Below are 15,956 nucleotides of genomic sequence, written 5' to 3' on the forward strand. Positions count from 1 at the left end.
GGAGATTTTTATGATGATGAACTTTAAGAAGAATCAGAACAACGCAGTGTGCAGCATGGATTGCAAGAACTGCCCGAATGGTGCATCGCAGCCGAATCCGATGGATGATTCCATGTTTGAGAAGTCCATTGCGATGCTTCATAACTGGGTGATGCTGGAGGGAATCCGTGAAGATCACCCGAAGGAACGCATTGTGATGGTGATCCTGCCGGGAGCTGGCGGCGAACTTCTGACCGAGGCTGGCAGTCGAGACATCTTTGAGGATGTTTACGATGAGATGGAGGCTGATCTGGTGGCAGATGGGGAACTGCTTCTCCATTATGATAAGAGCGATGTGATCGAGACTGACAGAACCCGCTATCTGTTGGGAGCTGCGGAGGTTTCGGAAATCGACCAGAACGGCAACGAATGCAGCATCAATCTGTTTACGCTGGAACGCACCATCGACTATGTGAACGAGAACCTGACGGTGGTTTCCATTGGCGGCGAGTTGGTTCCAGCACTGCGCCTGATCTAAGGAGGTGCCTATGAAGAAATTTGATGTGGAGATTACAGAGACTCTCCAGAGAAAGGTTTCCGTGGAAGCTGCCTCACAGGAAGATGCGGAACGCATGGTGACGCAGGCGTGGAACAATCAGGACTATGTTCTGGATTCCGGCGATTTCACTGGTGTGGATTTCAAGACCGTTGGAGAACATGAATTGGCAGAGACCAGGACAATGGATGTGCTGCTGGTACAGCCCAATGCCTATCCGAAGAAAATCAGTGTTGGCACGGAGCTGGAAGATTTGCAGGCCATGGTCGGCGGCGATATTGAAGTCACCTATCCATTTGAGGATGAAGTGGCCATTATTCTGAATGAATCCGGCAAAATCAATGGTCTGCCGCTGAACCGTGCGATTTACACCGAAGACGGGGATATGCAGGACATTTATGCCGGTGATTTTCTGGTGGTAGGGCTGACAGAGGATGACTTTGGTTCTCTGACTTCGGAGCAGATACAGAAATTTGAGGAACAGTTCCATCAGCCCCAGATGTTCGTTCGTATGGGTCGCAGCATCATGGCGATTCCGGTTCCGGATGACATGGTGAAGAAGATGGAGGAAAAGGCTGCAAAGCCCCAAGAAAAGAGCAAACCTGCACCGGACCGGGATAGTTTGTAAGGAAGGAGGCGGAGATTCATGCAGGAAGAAGTTGAAAATCGTACCGTCAATCTGGCAATCAGCACCACGAAATTGACCTTTCGCACCATCGTGAATGGCTATAATGCGTGGAAACGGCACCATCAGGCAAAGGTGGCTCAGAAAACAGCGCAGCTGCCGGTTGGAAAGCAGAGCATCAAAGAACTGATCGGTCAGAATCAGGGAGTCAGCAGTATCCCCATTGAGAAAACGGATTTGAAAGGCTTTGAACAGGTGGCACGGAAATATGGTGTGGATTATGCCATTACGAAAGACCAAAATGTAATGCCACCCAAGTACACGGTGTTCTTTAAGGCGAAGGATGCGGATGCACTGACTTCCGCTTTTGAGGAATTCACCAACCGAAAGCTGAAAACAAAGGAAAAACCGAGTGTTCTGGAGCAGCTTAACAAGCTCAAAGAGCTGGTTGCTGCAATTCTTCCGGATAAGGTTCGCCACAAAAGTCAGGAGCGTGATCTATGAGTAATAAGACAAAGAAGCAGCTGCTCCTGAACCTGCCGTACTTCATTGCCGGTCTTGTATGTACCAATCTGGGAGAAGCGTGGAGAATTGCCGAGGGCGCAGACATGTCTGAAAAGCTCCTCGGCTTTCTTTCTGCCCTGGGTGCAGCCTTTTCCAATCCGATGCCAAGTTTGCATCCGATGGATTTGCTGATTGGTGTGTGCTGCGGAGCGGGTTTGCGGCTTGCTGTGTACCTGAAAGGCAAAAATGCCAAGAAATATCGCCATGGCATGGAGTATGGCTCTGCTCGTTGGGGTACGCAGAAAGACATCGAACCGTTTGAAGATCCAGTGTTTGCAAACAATGTGATTCTGACCCGGACGGAGCGGCTGATGATGGGCAACCGCCCGAAGAATCCGGCAAATGCCCGAAACAAAAACGTGCTGGTGGTGGGCGGCTCCGGCAGCGGCAAGACCCGGTTTTGGCTTAAACCCAATCTTTTACAATGCCACAGTTCCTATGTGGTCACTGACCCGAAAGGCGATATCGTAATCGACTGCGGCCAAGCCCTTTTGAAGAACGGATACAGTATCCGGATTTTCAATACTATCAATTTCAGAAAGTCGATGCATTATAATCCCTTCGCGTATATTCACAGCGAAAAGGATATTTTGAAGCTGACCACAACCCTCATTGCCAACACCAAAGGGGACGGCAAGGCCGGTGACGAATTCTGGACGAAGGCAGAGACCTTGCTGTATTGTGCTTTGATTGGTTATATCCACTATGAGGCACCGCTGGAAGAGCAGAACTTTGCAACACTGATTGAATTCCTGAATGCGATGGAAGTACGCGAGGATGATGAAACCTTTCAGAATCCAGTGGATCAGATGTTTGAAGCTCTGAAAAAGAAAAAACCGAACCACTTTGCTGTCCGCCAATATGCCAAGTTCAAGCTGGCGGCGGGCAAGACCTTAAAGTCGATTCTGGTGAGCTGCGGCGCACGTCTTGCTCCCTTCGATATTGAGGAAGTCCGTGATATCACTATGTACGATGAGCTGTCGCTGGATACGGTGGGAGATAAGAAAACGGCTCTGTTCCTCATTATGAGCGATACAGACCCGACTTTTAATTTCCTGATTTCCATGATTTACACACAGCTGTTTAACCTGCTGTGCGAAAAAGCGGATGATGTTTACGGCGGCAGACTGCCGGTGCATGTGCGCTGCCTGATTGATGAGTGTGCGAACATTGGTCAGATTCCGAATCTGGAAAAGCTGGTAGCCACCATCCGATCAAGAGAAATCTCGGCGTGTCTGGTGCTTCAGGCACAGAGCCAGTTGAAGGCAATCTACAAGGACAATGCCGATACCATCATCGGCAATATGGATTCCCGTATTTTTCTTGGCGGTTCGGAGCCGACTACGCTGAAAGAGCTGAATCAGGCACTGGGGAAAGAAACGATTGATCTGTACAACACTTCCGATACCAGAGGTAATAGCCCATCCTACGGCACCAATTACCAAAAAGTCGGGCATGACCTGGCCTCGGTGGATGAACTGTCTGTGTTGGATGGCGGTAAGTGCATTTTGCAGCTGCGCGGTGTGAGACCGTTCAAGTCAGATAAATATGATCTGACCCAGCATCCGAACTACAAGCTCACTGCCGGTGCTGATAAGAAAAACACATTCAGCATCGAGGCGTTTCTTGACCATCGGCTGAAACTCAAGCCCGGTGATAAGTACGAAGTGGTTGATGCAGATCATGCCAAGTAAGTTCGTTCCGGTGACGAAGATGTCATAGGTGTGCTGTTGGCAACAGAATAAGAAGGGGCGGCGAGCTGCCGCCTCTTTACATAGCCAGGTTTCTGATTGGGATTGGAAATCTGGCTATATGTTTGCCCATTTGCAGGTGCACATGCAGATGGAAAATCACTATTCATCAGCCCATAAGGGCGCAACGTACAAGGAGGTACACATTTATGGCATTTTTCAACAGCGCAGTAACCGTTCTTCAGACCCTCGTTATCGCACTGGGTGCCGGCCTCGGCATCTGGGGAGCGATCAACCTGCTGGAAGGCTACGGCAACGACAACCCTGGTGCCAAGTCTCAGGGCATGAAGCAGCTGATGGCTGGCGGCGGCGTGGCACTGATCGGCACGACTCTGGTGCCGCTGCTTTCTGGACTTTTTGGTTAAACAGAAAGCATACGAGGTTGGAATTCTGATGAGGGCGGCGGTGAGCCGCCCTTTTTACATAGCCAGGTTTCTGATTGAAATTGGAGACCCGGCTATTTTTTTGCCCTTTTGCAGGTGCACATGCAGGGGGACATTCACTATTCACCAGCCCATAAGGGCGCATTGTACAAGGAGGTACACATTTATGGCATTTTTCAACAGCGCAGTAACCGTTCTTCAGACCCTCGTCATCGCACTGGGTGCCGGTCTCGGCATCTGGGGAGCTATCAACCTGCTGGAAGGCTACGGCAACGACAACCCCGGTGCCAAGTCTCAGGGCATGAAGCAGCTGATGGCCGGTGGCGGTGTAGCACTGATCGGCACGACTCTGGTGCCGCTGCTTTCCGGTCTGTTCGGTTAAGCAAAGGCTGTCGGAGCGAAGATTCCGACCGGGCGGCGAAAGCTGCCTGTTACATAGTCAGGTGCAGGCAATCTCCGCAGCTGGCTATTTTCTGCGCTCTCCGGCAGGTGCACATGTTGGAAGTATGGCGCAGAACCGCAGTTTAGAATCGCACCGGCTGATAGGCCGGACAAGTTACAGGAGGACAAATCTATGGCGTTTCTTACTACAACTGCATCGGCACTGTCTCTTTTCTCACAGCTGTTTATGCTTCTGTCCCGGATGGCGAAGCTGTTCGGCGTGTTCGCGTAAGGAAGGAGGCGGCTCATGCAGAGTATCCTTGAACAGATCACAGATTGGCTCAAGAGCATGATCATCAGCGGTATCATGGGAAATCTTTCAGGGATGTTCGATTCGGTCAACCAGCAGGTTGGACAGATCGCAGGAGATGTGGGAACCACACCGGCGAACTTTTCACCTGCGGTTTTTTCTATGATCCGCAACATCTCGGAATCCGTGATCCTGCCCATTGCCGGAATGGTGCTGACATTCATCGCCTGTTATGAGCTGATCCAGATGCTCATAGAGCATAACAATCTGGCAAATTTCGAGACCTGGACATTTTTCAAATGGGTCTTTAAGACCTTTCTGGCAGTGACCCTGATCTCGAACACATTCAATATCACGATGGCTGTCTTTGATGTGGCGCAGCAAGTGATCTCCCGAAGCGGCGGTCTGATTTCCGGCAGTACGTCCGTCAGCGATGCGACCCTGACAGCGATGCAGGCCACATTGGAAGGCATGGACTTGGGACCGCTGCTGGGACTGTATTTGCAGACATTTGTGGTTCAGGTCACGATGCTGGCATTGTCGGCTATTATCTTTGTTATCGTGTATGGCCGAATGGTGGAAATATATCTCATGGTAAGCCTTGCGCCGATTCCGTTCGCAACCTTTGGAAACCATGAGCAGAGCCACACCGGTCAAAACTATCTACGCTCCCTGTTTGCACTGGGATTCCAGGGCTTTCTTATCATGATCTGTGTAGGCATCTATGCAGTTCTGATTCAGAACCTGTCCTTTTCGGATAACATTATCAGCAGCATTTGGGGCGTTATGGGCTATACGGTTTTGCTGGCATTTACGCTGTTTAAGACGGGAAGCCTCGCGAAATCCGTGTTTGCAGCGCACTAAGAGAGGAGGAATGAGTCATGGCATCTTATATTTCTGTGCCGCGAGACCTTTCAAAGGTCAAGACCAAGGTCTTTATGAACCTGACCAAACGGCAGATTCTCTGCTTCGGAGCCGGTGCGCTGATTGGCGTTCCGGTTTTCTTTTTACTCAAATCCAGCGGGAATCTGAGCCTTGCCGCACTTGGCATGATGGCGGTGATGCTGCCGCTTTTCTTTCTTGCCATGTATGAGAAAGACGGTCAGCCGCTGGAAGTGGTGGCAAAGCACTTCTATGAGGCAAAGTTCAAGAGGCCGAAAACGCGGCCTTACAAAACAAAAAATTACTATGCACTGCTGGTTCAGCAGGCAGACGTGGAAATGGAGGTAAATCGCATTGTTCAAAATTCTCGAAAAGCTGACAGCGAAAAATAAAAAGCAGGATGACATCCGAATGCCGTCCCATCTGTCAGCCGCAGAGCAAAAACAGGTGCAGACGGTGATTGACCGTGCAAGGGGTGACAGCACGGTTCCGCACTCAGCTCAGGATAGCATTCCCTTTCAGCGGATGTTCCCGGATGGTATCTGCCGTGTGACGGACAACTACTACACCAAAACCATTCAGTTTCAGGACATCAATTACCAGCTGGCACAGCAGGAGGATCAGACGGCTATCTTTGAGGAATGGTGCAGCTTCCTGAACTTCTTTGATTCCAGCATCCGCTTTGAGCTTTCTTTTATGAATATGGCTACGGATGCCTCGAATTTTGAGAAGATGGTGCGTATCCCGTACCAGAAGGATCATTTCAATCCGGTGCGCACGGAGTACAGCACCATGCTGCGCCGCCAGCTTGCCCAGGGCAACAACGGCCTGACCAAGACGAAGTACCTGACGTTTGGCATTGAGGCGGAATCCATGAAACAGGCAAAGCCGAGGCTCATTCACATCGAGATCGACCTGATGAACAACTTCAAACGCTTGGGTGTCCGGGCAAAATTGCTGAACGGCAAGGAACGGCTTCATCTGATGCACGATATGTTCCACATGGGTGACCATGACCGATTCAATTTCGATTGGAAGTGGTTGCCGGAGAGCGGGCTGTCGGTAAAGGACTTTATTGCACCGACCGGTTTTGCCTTTCCGAAGAACCGTATTTTTCAGATGGGCGGGATGTATGGCTCCATGTCCTATCTCCAGATCACGGCTTCCGACCTATCGGATCAGCTGCTGAAGGATTTTCTGGATATGGAATCCAGCCAGATCGTGACCATGCACATTCAGTCGGTAGACCAGAACAAAGCAATCAAGTCCATTAAGCATACAATCACGGAGCTGGATCGTTCCAAGATTGAGGAACAGAAAAAAGCAGTCCGTTCCGGATACGATATGGACATCATTCCGTCGGATTTGGCGACTTATGGTAAGGACGCAAAGGCATTGCTGAAGGAATTACAGAGCCAGAATGAGCGTATGTTCCTGCTGACTTTTCTGGTGATGAACACCGGCGAGACGGAGCAGGAGCTGGAGACCAACGTGTTTCAGGCTTCCAGCATCGCACAGAAGTACAACTGCAACCTGCGCCGTCTGGACTTTCAGCAGGAGCAGGGGCTGATGAGCTGCCTGCCGCTGGCACAGAACCTGATTGAGATTCAGCGCAGCATGACTACCAGCAGCACGGCAATTTTCGTGCCGTTTACCACCCAGGAACTGTTTCAGACCGGGAAAGAGGCTCTGTACTATGGGTTGAATGCCCTGTCCAACAACCTGATCATGGTTGACCGGAAAAAACTCAAGAACCCCAACGGGCTGATTCTTGGTACTCCCGGTTCCGGTAAATCCTTTTCTGCCAAGAGAGAAATCGCCAATGCGTTTCTGGTGACGGATGACGATGTAATCGTGTGCGATCCGGAAGCCGAGTACACGGCTCTGGTGCAGAAATTTGAGGGGCAGGTCATTAAGATCAGCCCTTCCAGCACGCAGTATATCAACCCGATGGACATCAACGCGAATTATTCGGAAGAAGATAATCCGATTGCCCTGAAAGCAGATTTCATCTTGTCCCTGTGCGAGCTGATCGTGGGCGGCAAAGAAGGCTTGCAGCCGGTAGAAAAGACGGTTATCGACCGTTGCGTTCATCAGATTTACCAGACCTATTTTGAGAATCCGGTGCCGGAGAATATGCCGGTGTTACAGGACTTGTATGAGGCACTGCTCAGGCAGGATGAAAAGGAAGCACACCATGTGGCAACAGCACTGGAAATCTATGTAACCGGTTCTCTGAACCTGTTTAACCACCGCACCAACGTAGATATCAATAACCGGCTGGTCTGCTATGACATCAAGGAACTGGGCAAGCAGCTGAAAAAGATCGGGATGCTGGTGGTGCAGGATCAGGTCTGGGGGCGTGTGACCGCCAACCGCAACGCAGGTAAAGCCACCCGCTACTATATGGACGAGTTCCATCTGCTTTTGAAAGAAGAGCAGACAGCGGCTTACAGCGTGGAAATCTGGAAGCGATTCCGTAAATGGGGCGGTATTCCAACCGGCATCACCCAGAACGTGAAAGATCTGCTTTCTTCCCGCGAAGTGACAAACATTTTTGAGAACAGCGACTTCATTTATATGCTGAATCAGGCAGCCGGTGACCGTCAGATTCTGGCGGATCAGCTGAATATCAGTCCGCACCAGCTGTCCTATGTGACCCACTCCGGTGAAGGCGAAGGATTGCTGTTCTACGGAAATGTGATTTTGCCGTTCGTTGATCGTTTCCCGACCGATTTGGAACTGTACCGGATCATGACGACCAAATTAACCGAAGTGCAGGAAGCAAAGGAGGCATAAGTGATGGCGGGCAAGAAAAATCCGAATCTCGGAGACAAGCTGCGGCAGGAGCGCGAGGGTGCGAAGAACACCCTTCGCAATTCCAGAAACAAAACCGCCGATAGCAGTACGGGAGACAGCAGCAAGAAAAAAGCGGAACACCGAAGGCAGATTCGTCACGAGGCCGATCTTGCTAAGATGCGCAGTAAGAAACTGAAATCAGAGCAGGAAGTAAAAGCGAAAAAGAATGCAGCAGCTTCCGGGAAAAAAGGCGGAAAGCCAAAGAAGCCGGGAAATCTTGCGGCAGATGCACTTTCAGCCAAGGCACATCAGAGCGTGCGCAATGCCGACCAGGATAATAATTCTGGTGTGGAGGCAGCGCATTTTACCGAAGGCTCAGCGGAAGGTGCAGCCCGTGCTGGTTCCCGGTTCCAATATGGTCGAAAGCTGCGGCAGTACAAAAAGCTGGAGCGGTTGGAGAAAAAGGCAGATAAAGATGCCGTGGATTCCATCTTTGCGGAACGCATGAAGTCTGATCCGCAGGCTGGTTCCAATCTCTTTTCCCGATGGAGGCAGAAGCAGGCTATCAAAAAAGAGTATGCCGCTGCGAAGGCAGGTGCGGCTGCTGCGGAGAACACAGTAGCTGGCACAGCCAAAGCTGCGCAGGGTACTGTCAGTATAACGGAAAAGGCATTTCAGTTTGTGCAGAGCCACTCGCATATCATCATCGGTATCGCAGCCGTGGGACTGCTTGTTTTGGTGATTGCCGGGGCGGTTTCATCGTGCTCTGTCTTGATCAATGGCGGCGGCAATGTGGTGCTGGGGACTTCCTACACGGCAGAAGATGAAGATTTGAAAGGCGTGGAAACAGATTATACCAAGCTGGAAGATAAACTTCGCAAAAAAATTGACCGTATTGAAACCGACCATCCGGGTTATGACGAGTATCGCTACAATCTGGCAGAGATTGGTCACAATCCCTATGAGCTTGCATCTCTGCTGACCGTAGAATTTGAAAACTATACGAGAAGCCAGGTGCAGGCGCGGCTCCAGAGTATTTTTGAAGCGCAGTATGAGCTGAAGTTGGAGGAAAAGGTGGAAATCCGGACAAGGAAAGAAACCCGTGTGGGCTATCGCTACAATCCAATCACCGGAACCGGGCACACCTACACCTATCAGGTGACGGTACAGTATGAGTATAAAATCCTCAATGTAACACTGCTCAATCGGGGCGTTGACTATGTTGCAAGAAATTCCGGCCTTACAGATGACCAGCTGCAACGATACGAAGTCACACTGGAGTGCCGGGGCAATCGGGATGACCTGTTTGCAGGCATAGCCTTTGCAACGCCGGATGGCGCGGGTTCCAGCGGAGAATACCAGGATTACGACATTCCGGGCGAAGCTCTGACGGATGAAAAATTCCGGAAGATGATTACCGAAGCAGAGAAATATCTCGGTTATCCCTATGTTTGGGGCGGCAGCTCGCCGAGTACCAGTTTTGACTGCTCCGGTTTTGTAAGCTGGGTCATCAACCACTGCGGCAATGGCTGGAATGTAGGCAGGCAGACGGCCAACGGTCTGATGGGAAAATGCGACATTATCCCGAAGGGTGAGGCAAAGCCCGGAGACCTGATCTTCTTCCAGAAAACCTACAACACCAGTGGCGCATCCCATGTGGGCATTTATGTCGGCAACGGGATGATGATTCACTGCGGCAACCCAATTTCCTATGCTTCCATTGAGACGAACTACTGGCGGCAGCATTACTACTGTATGGGAAGAATTCGATAAAAACAGGGCGTTTATTCGTCCGGAAAGGAAACGATATGAGCTTGAAACTGGAAAAGATTGCTGCGGAGCGGGAGAAAGCCCGCAGAAAACGCGATGAGTGGGAGGAGCGCAGAAAGGAATGGGACAGAAAGTACCACGAACAGGAAAACAGCGAAATCTGTGAAATGGTACATGCCCAGAGCCTGACCCCGGAACAGCTGGCAGTCATCATTCAGATGGCGCAGGCTGCGGTTCCAAACCCGGAAAACATGAAACTGGACGAGAAAGAAACGGAGGATGTGGAATGAAAAAGATGATGGCAATGCTGCTTGCCAGCGTGATGGTGGCAGGAACCTTTGCGACTACTGCGTTTGCCTATACGGGCGATGATGTGCAGAAGAACACATCTGTCAGTACCGCTGCGCAGGAAGCGGATGCAGCAGGAAGCGCAAATGCAGGGAAAACGGACAATACCGACAGCATCGAAATCGACCCGGATATGCAGGTGCTGCCGGATGGCTATGAGGTTTCTACGGATGTGGATGGGAACCTGATCGTTACGGTGGGCGGCAAGGAATACAACATCGGCAGCGAAAAGTCTCGAAAGCAGATGGGTACAGTGGTGCCGGGTATCACCAGCCTGCATTTTCGTTCCGGTCCCGGCATGGATCAGGAGATTATCGGATATCTGCATTCAGGCGATACGGTGGAGATTGTCGAAAAATGCGGTGACTGGTATAAGGTGAACTTCAACGGCAAAACCGGGTATGCACATGGAAAGTACCTGAATGTCACGGATTCCACAAAAGACAGCAGCATGTTCAGTGAAGATGCGCTGAAGCTGTTTCTGGATCTGATGCAGAGCGGAATGTCATCCGAGGATGAGACGGAATCCAGTACAGCTTTGACTCCGGAAGGAAATATGACGCTGGTGGACGATATCGGTGAGGAAGAAGATAAATCCAGCCAGCAGTTCATCACACTGGTGACAAAGGCGGGCAACACCTTCTACCTGATCATCGACCGCGATAAAGACGGCAACCAGAATGTGCATTTTCTGAATATGGTGGATGAGGCCGATCTGCTTGCGCTGATGGATGAAGAGGAAGCCGCCAAGTATCAGGAGAAGAAACCGGAAGTCACGGAACCTGCTGAAACCGAAAAGCCGAAGGAGACGGAACCTGCACCGGAAGAGCAAAAAACAGAGAGCGAGCAGAAGAAAGCTTCCCCGCTCCCGATGATTATGCTGCTTCTGTTTGTGATCGGTGCAGCCGGTGTCGGCGGTTATCTTTATGTTAAGATGAAGGGCGTAAAGCCTGCGTCCAAGAAAAATCAGCCGGACCCTGATGCGGATTATCACGATGAGGATGAAGACGCGCTCCAGCTGCCGGAGGATGACGGTGACGAAGACGAAGAAGTGGATGTCAACGAGGATTACGAAGCAGAATCGGACGATGAACCTGTCTGATTAACGCAGCGTTGACCTGTGGGGCGGCTGAGAAGCCGTCCCTTTTACATAGCAGTCATGCGCTTCGGTGCTTGGCTGCTAATTTTTTGCGAAAGGAGCAGTATCGAATGAAGCTTGTATTAGCGGAAAAGCCCTCGGTTGCCATGAGTCTCTCGAAGGTGATCGGGGCAAATCAGCGCGGAGACGGTTATATGGAGGGCAATGGCTACCTTGTCAGTTGGTGTGTGGGGCATCTGGTGGAACTTTCCCAGCCGGAAGCCTATGATGAAAAGTATGCCAAGTGGAGGTATGATGATCTTCCGATTTTGCCGGATCATTGGCGGTATCAGGTATCTGCCAGCACGAAAAAGCAGTTCGGAATCCTGAAAAAGCTCATGCAGCGGAAAGATGTGGAGAGTCTGATCTGTGCAACCGATGCAGGGCGTGAGGGAGAACTGATTTTCCGACTGGTTTACCATCAGTGCGGCTGCAAAAAGCCGGTGGAACGACTTTGGATTTCCTCGATGGAGGACAGTGCGATCCGGGAAGGCTTTCAGAAGCTCCGACCGGGAACAGAATATGATGCCTTATATGAGGCGGCTTTATGCCGGGAGCGTGCCGACTGGATTGTCGGAATCAACGCCACCCGGCTTTTTTCATGTCTGTATGGGCAGACCCTGAATGTGGGGCGCGTGATGACACCAACGCTTGCGATGGTGGTCATGCGGGATGCAGCAATCCGGGCTTTCAAGCCAGAGCCGTTCTACTCGGCAGAATTGAAATTCCGGGATTTTCAAGCAGGTGGTGAGCGGATGAAAGAAAAAGCAGAAGCAGAAAAACTGGTGGCAGAGTGCTGTCAGGCAGGTAGTGCCATCATTACTAAGGTGGAGCAGAAAGAAAAATCAGAGAAGCCCCCGGCATTGTTTGATCTGACCTCGCTTCAGAGAGAAGCAAACCGGCAGTTGGGATTCACTGCCCAGCAGACCCTGGATTACACGCAGGCTCTGTACGAGAAGAAACTCGTGACATATCCCCGTACCGACAGCCGGTATCTGACGGATGATATGGCACCGCTGGTGCCGGAACTTGTTTCTGTGATCCAGCAGAGCTTTCAGATTCAACCGGATGAGCCAGCACCGGTGAATGCAGCGCAGGTCATCAATTCCAAGAAAGTGACCGATCACCATGCCATAATCCCCACAAAAACAGCGGCGGGTTATGACATTTCCTCTCTTCCCAGTGGAGAACAGGCGATTCTTACCATGCTGGCGGTGCGTCTGATTTGTGCGGTAGGAACTCCTTGCCGCTATGCAGAAACCATAGTGGAAGCGGAGTGCGCCGGTCAGAAGTTCCGCACGAAAGGCAAAACAGTCACGGATATGGGCTGGAGGCAATATGCAGGAAAGCCGGTTGAAGATGCTGAGAAGAATGCGGAGGCAGGTGATCTTCCGGAGCTTTCGGAAGGCATGACATTGGAACTTGCCGGTGTCGATCTGAAAGAAGGCAAGACCAGCCCACCCAAGAGGTTTACCGAAGATCTTCTGCTTTCAGCGATGGAAAGTGCCAGCTCGGATGAATTTCCGGCTGGTGTAGAGCGAAAAGGCGTCGGCACACCAGCTACACGCGCTGCCATCATCGAAAAACTGGTACAGAAAGGCTTTATCGAGCGCAGGGGCGATAAGAAAACGAAATACCTTTGTTCTACGGACAAGGGAAATGCGCTGGTGACGGTGGTGCCGGAACAGATTCAGTCTCCATCCATGACGGCAGACTGGGAGGAAAAACTGCTGAAAATAGAACACGGCGAGTATGACAGCGATGCCTTTATGGGAGAAATCAGCAGCATGGTCAGCGGACTTGTAAAAACCTACGAGGCTGTGAAAGGGGCTGATGTTCTGATACAGCCGGAGCGCAAAGTCATTGGTTCCTGCCCCGCCTGCGGCAGTGATGTTTGTGAAACGGCAAATGGATGGTTTTGCAGGGATAAGAGCTGTAAATTTGCGCTCTGGAAGGAAAACAGGTTCTTTCAGACACTGGGAAAGCAGATGACAGAGGAACTGGCAAAGCAACTGGTAAATCAGGGAAAAGCACGGCTTACCCACTGCTATTCCAAGAAGTCTGGACGTTACTATGACACAACCGTTCATGTAGAGACTGGCGAGGACGGTGCAGCAGCATTTAAGCTGGAGTTTGGAGGTAAAAAATGAGCATGAAAATGATGAATGCAGCTTATTTGGTGGATAATGCTGCGCTGCTTTCTTTGCAGGAAAAGCAGGACGGCGTGGAATTCCATTGCTTTGATATGGACAGCAAGGTGCAGATTGCCGAGGGACACATTGGCTGGGATGTGTTGGATAAACAGCCGTCTTCTACGCTGGAAGAAAGCGCAAGGGTGGTAGCACTTCAGAAGATTCCCCAGCTTGACGGTCTTGCCGTTGCGCCGGTAGCTCCGGAGATGCTGGAGCAGGTACGCGGCGGCAGAAAGGTTCTCTGGCAGATGAAAAAGGCTGATCCTGAGCTGGAGAATGCAAAAAATATCCGGTTTATCACCAGCAACTACGAGGATCGGTTCAAAATTCCGGATGGCAGTGCAGTGGAGATCGAGTATCCGAACCGGAAGTTCTCAGCTCGCTGCGAATATATGGACGAATATCATTTGCGCCTGGGGTATGATGTTTTGCACATCTGTCAGCTGGCAGAAATGCTGGAACGCGGTGGCGGTACATGCCGCCCGGAGCCGCTGATTACGGAAGAATGCAGCGCATGGGATTTGGGAAGCAAGGGCTTTCTTGCCATTCAGACCTGTGAGGACGGTTACGACTATACCTTATATTATAAGGACTTCACGGAAATTGACGGTGGCCAGATCGAAAACCCGGAAATCAGCATGAATGCAGCCAGAGACCTGATCCTTTCGGATTATGGATTCGGTGGACGTACCATGACGCGGATTGACTATGATGAACTTTGTGATCATGCAGAGGATGCAGAAATCAGCAGACGGGAATCTGTGCTGGGTAAACTCTCGGATTTGTCTTCCAGAACGGATACGCCGGTGAAAGCTGCTAAGGTGAAGGAGGCGGAGCGATGAAATATAAGCTTACGAAGGCAGAGCAGGAAACCGTCATCAATTTTGACAATGAACTGGATACGGCCAGTGTTTACACCCATGACAGCCGGCTGATTAAGAAGCTTCGGGAACTGCGAAAACAGTATCCGGAGCAGTTTATTTTGGAGCACCGGGAGCATGGATCGGTCACTTATACGATTCCGAAACGCTGCGTCGGTATCCGACCGCCTTACAGTGAAAAGCGTCGGGAACAGCAGCGACAGGAAGCAAAGGAAAACGGATTGCCGTTTATGGAGAAGGGAGAAATGAATGATGGCAAGAATTGAAAAGTGGGATGAAGTGCATGGAAATCAGGCACCGGGCGAAAGAATGATGGCATTTCTCGACAGTGCCACTGACCAGTATGCGATTTTGCAGCTTCGCCGCAGCGAGGATACGGTATATGAACGCTTTTCGTCTATGCGCGAACTGGAACGGATGGGGCTGGAACCGGATATTGACCATTATGAAGTGGTTTATACGGCTCCGCTGCTTCCCTACAAGGATCAGAATACGATGTTGGAGGAACTGTATGCGAAATTCAATGTTTCCCGCCCTGATGATTTTACTGGGCATAGTCTTTCTGTGTCTGACATCGTGGCTTTACGGCAGAATGGTGTTGTAAGCTGTCACTATGTGGATTCCATCGGCTTCCAGGAACTGCCCGGATTTTTAAAACCGGAGAATTACCTGAAAGCCGCAGAAATGGCGATGGAGGACGATTACGGCATGATTGACGGCGTGATCAATAACGGAAAGAAGGAAGAACCGGCGGAGAAAGCATCGGTTCTGGATCAGCTGAAGGAAAAGCAGGAGGCTGTGCCGCCTGCGCCACCTCGCAGGTGCTGCGAAGAAAAGGAGTTATAAATGCGTTTTACGGATGACGAATGGATGCTCATGATGCTTTACAGCCCTGGCACACGGACAGGGCTGATCGAAGAGCTTCAAAAGATGCAAAAAAGTCTGACCGGCAGAGATAGAAATCTGCGCAGGTGGACGGCCTCGCTGCTTGCAAAACTGGCAGAGATGACGGATGCAGAATATGAGGCACTGGATTTGTATCCGGACGAATAAAGGAGAGGAGGAAAAAGACAGATGATGACGAAAACGGCATATTATATGCAGATGGCACAGGAAGCAGCGGCGCAGATCACTGGCAGCAAAGAGCAGTGGACAGCGTTTTTGACCACATCCGCACGGCTTTATAAGTATCCCTTTGCGGAGCAGCTGATGATCTATAAGCAGAGACCAGAAGCAACGGCCTGTGCAGAGTACGATCTCTGGAATGATCGGATGAACCGCTATGTGAAGCGTGGTTCCAAGGGCATTGCTCTTTTGGACATGCGCGGCGAGCAGCCGAAACTGCGGTATGTATTTGATGTGGCAGATACCGGAGAACGGAAGAATTCCCGACCGGT

At 50.9% G+C, this 15,956-nt stretch carries 17 protein-coding genes; all 17 read left to right on the plus strand.

Translation table 11 applies throughout. From position 1 onward, the window contains the following. Positions 1-10 precede the first annotated feature (10 nt). The 17 genes from ACTQ3V_RS02065 (at position 11) to ACTQ3V_RS02145 (ending at position 15,612) form a co-directional block, all read left to right on the plus strand. Positions 11-517 carry a hypothetical protein gene (locus ACTQ3V_RS02065; protein WP_441466063.1) on the plus strand — a complete coding sequence of 169 codons (507 nt, stop codon included), beginning with the start codon at positions 11-13 and terminating at the stop codon, positions 515-517. A gap of 10 nt (positions 518-527) precedes the next feature. Beyond that, the gene (locus tag ACTQ3V_RS02070) at positions 528-1,163 is read left to right on the plus strand and encodes a DUF3846 domain-containing protein (protein WP_147601792.1); all 636 of its coding nucleotides are present in this window, start codon (positions 528-530) and stop codon (positions 1,161-1,163) included. Positions 1,164-1,181: 18 nt separating this feature from the next. Next, positions 1,182-1,664, plus strand: a complete 483-nt coding sequence (locus tag ACTQ3V_RS02075; protein WP_097772871.1) for a PcfB family protein — start codon at positions 1,182-1,184, stop codon at positions 1,662-1,664. Then, positions 1,661-3,418 (plus strand): VirD4-like conjugal transfer protein, CD1115 family, encoded by a 1,758-nt coding sequence (locus ACTQ3V_RS02080; protein ID WP_097772870.1) that lies wholly within the window; start codon positions 1,661-1,663, stop codon positions 3,416-3,418. The genes ACTQ3V_RS02075 and ACTQ3V_RS02080 overlap by 4 nt, the downstream gene beginning before the upstream one ends. 206 nt (positions 3,419-3,624) lie before the next feature. Continuing rightward, on the plus strand, positions 3,625-3,840 hold the full coding sequence (locus ACTQ3V_RS02085) for a Maff2 family mobile element protein (protein ID WP_002576404.1): 216 nt from the start codon (positions 3,625-3,627) through the stop codon (positions 3,838-3,840). A gap of 184 nt (positions 3,841-4,024) precedes the next feature. Beyond that, entirely contained in the window at positions 4,025-4,240 is a 216-nt protein-coding gene (locus ACTQ3V_RS02090; RefSeq protein ID WP_002576404.1) for a Maff2 family mobile element protein, read from the plus strand. 306 nt (positions 4,241-4,546) lie between these two features. After that, complete coding sequence (locus ACTQ3V_RS02095) at positions 4,547-5,413, plus strand: VirB6/TrbL-like conjugal transfer protein, CD1112 family (protein WP_002576403.1); 867 nt, start codon at positions 4,547-4,549, stop codon at positions 5,411-5,413. Positions 5,414-5,430: 17 nt separating this feature from the next. Continuing rightward, entirely contained in the window at positions 5,431-5,823 is a 393-nt protein-coding gene (locus ACTQ3V_RS02100; protein ID WP_441466064.1) for a PrgI family protein, read from the plus strand. Between the two features lie 19 nt (positions 5,824-5,842). Beyond that, the gene (locus ACTQ3V_RS02105; protein ID WP_215696719.1) at positions 5,843-8,230 is read left to right on the plus strand and encodes a VirB4-like conjugal transfer ATPase, CD1110 family; all 2,388 of its coding nucleotides are present in this window, start codon (positions 5,843-5,845) and stop codon (positions 8,228-8,230) included. Positions 8,231-8,233: 3 nt separating this feature from the next. Further along, positions 8,234-10,003, plus strand: a complete 1,770-nt coding sequence (locus ACTQ3V_RS02110; protein WP_441466065.1) for a CD1108 family mobile element protein — start codon at positions 8,234-8,236, stop codon at positions 10,001-10,003. Between the two features lie 35 nt (positions 10,004-10,038). Beyond that, a complete protein-coding gene (locus ACTQ3V_RS02115; protein WP_002576399.1) occupies positions 10,039-10,290 on the plus strand; it encodes a DUF4315 family protein in 252 nt (83 codons plus the stop codon). Next, positions 10,287-11,450 carry a CD1107 family mobile element protein gene (locus ACTQ3V_RS02120; RefSeq protein WP_256291055.1) on the plus strand — a complete coding sequence of 388 codons (1,164 nt, stop codon included), beginning with the start codon at positions 10,287-10,289 and terminating at the stop codon, positions 11,448-11,450. The genes ACTQ3V_RS02115 and ACTQ3V_RS02120 overlap by 4 nt, the downstream gene beginning before the upstream one ends. A gap of 107 nt (positions 11,451-11,557) precedes the next feature. Then, a complete protein-coding gene (locus tag ACTQ3V_RS02125) occupies positions 11,558-13,636 on the plus strand; it encodes a DNA topoisomerase 3 (RefSeq protein ID WP_441466066.1) in 2,079 nt (692 codons plus the stop codon). Further along, positions 13,633-14,520 carry an LPD16 domain-containing protein gene (locus ACTQ3V_RS02130; RefSeq protein WP_441466067.1) on the plus strand — a complete coding sequence of 296 codons (888 nt, stop codon included), beginning with the start codon at positions 13,633-13,635 and terminating at the stop codon, positions 14,518-14,520. Before ACTQ3V_RS02125 ends, ACTQ3V_RS02130 begins: the two co-directional genes overlap by 4 nt. Next, the gene (locus tag ACTQ3V_RS02135) at positions 14,517-14,825 is read left to right on the plus strand and encodes an immunoglobulin (RefSeq protein ID WP_158358157.1); all 309 of its coding nucleotides are present in this window, start codon (positions 14,517-14,519) and stop codon (positions 14,823-14,825) included. Before ACTQ3V_RS02130 ends, ACTQ3V_RS02135 begins: the two co-directional genes overlap by 4 nt. Continuing rightward, positions 14,812-15,405, plus strand: a complete 594-nt coding sequence (locus tag ACTQ3V_RS02140; RefSeq protein WP_441466068.1) for a YodL domain-containing protein — start codon at positions 14,812-14,814, stop codon at positions 15,403-15,405. The genes ACTQ3V_RS02135 and ACTQ3V_RS02140 overlap by 14 nt, the downstream gene beginning before the upstream one ends. Continuing rightward, positions 15,406-15,612, plus strand: coding sequence for a transposon-transfer assisting family protein (locus tag ACTQ3V_RS02145; protein ID WP_005929883.1), 207 nt, complete (start codon positions 15,406-15,408; stop codon positions 15,610-15,612). The last annotated feature ends 344 nt before the right edge of the window (positions 15,613-15,956 follow it).

It is taken from the genome of Candidatus Agathobaculum pullicola, assembly GCF_052117205.1.
Lineage (GTDB): Bacteria > Bacillota > Clostridia > Oscillospirales > Butyricicoccaceae > Agathobaculum > Agathobaculum pullicola.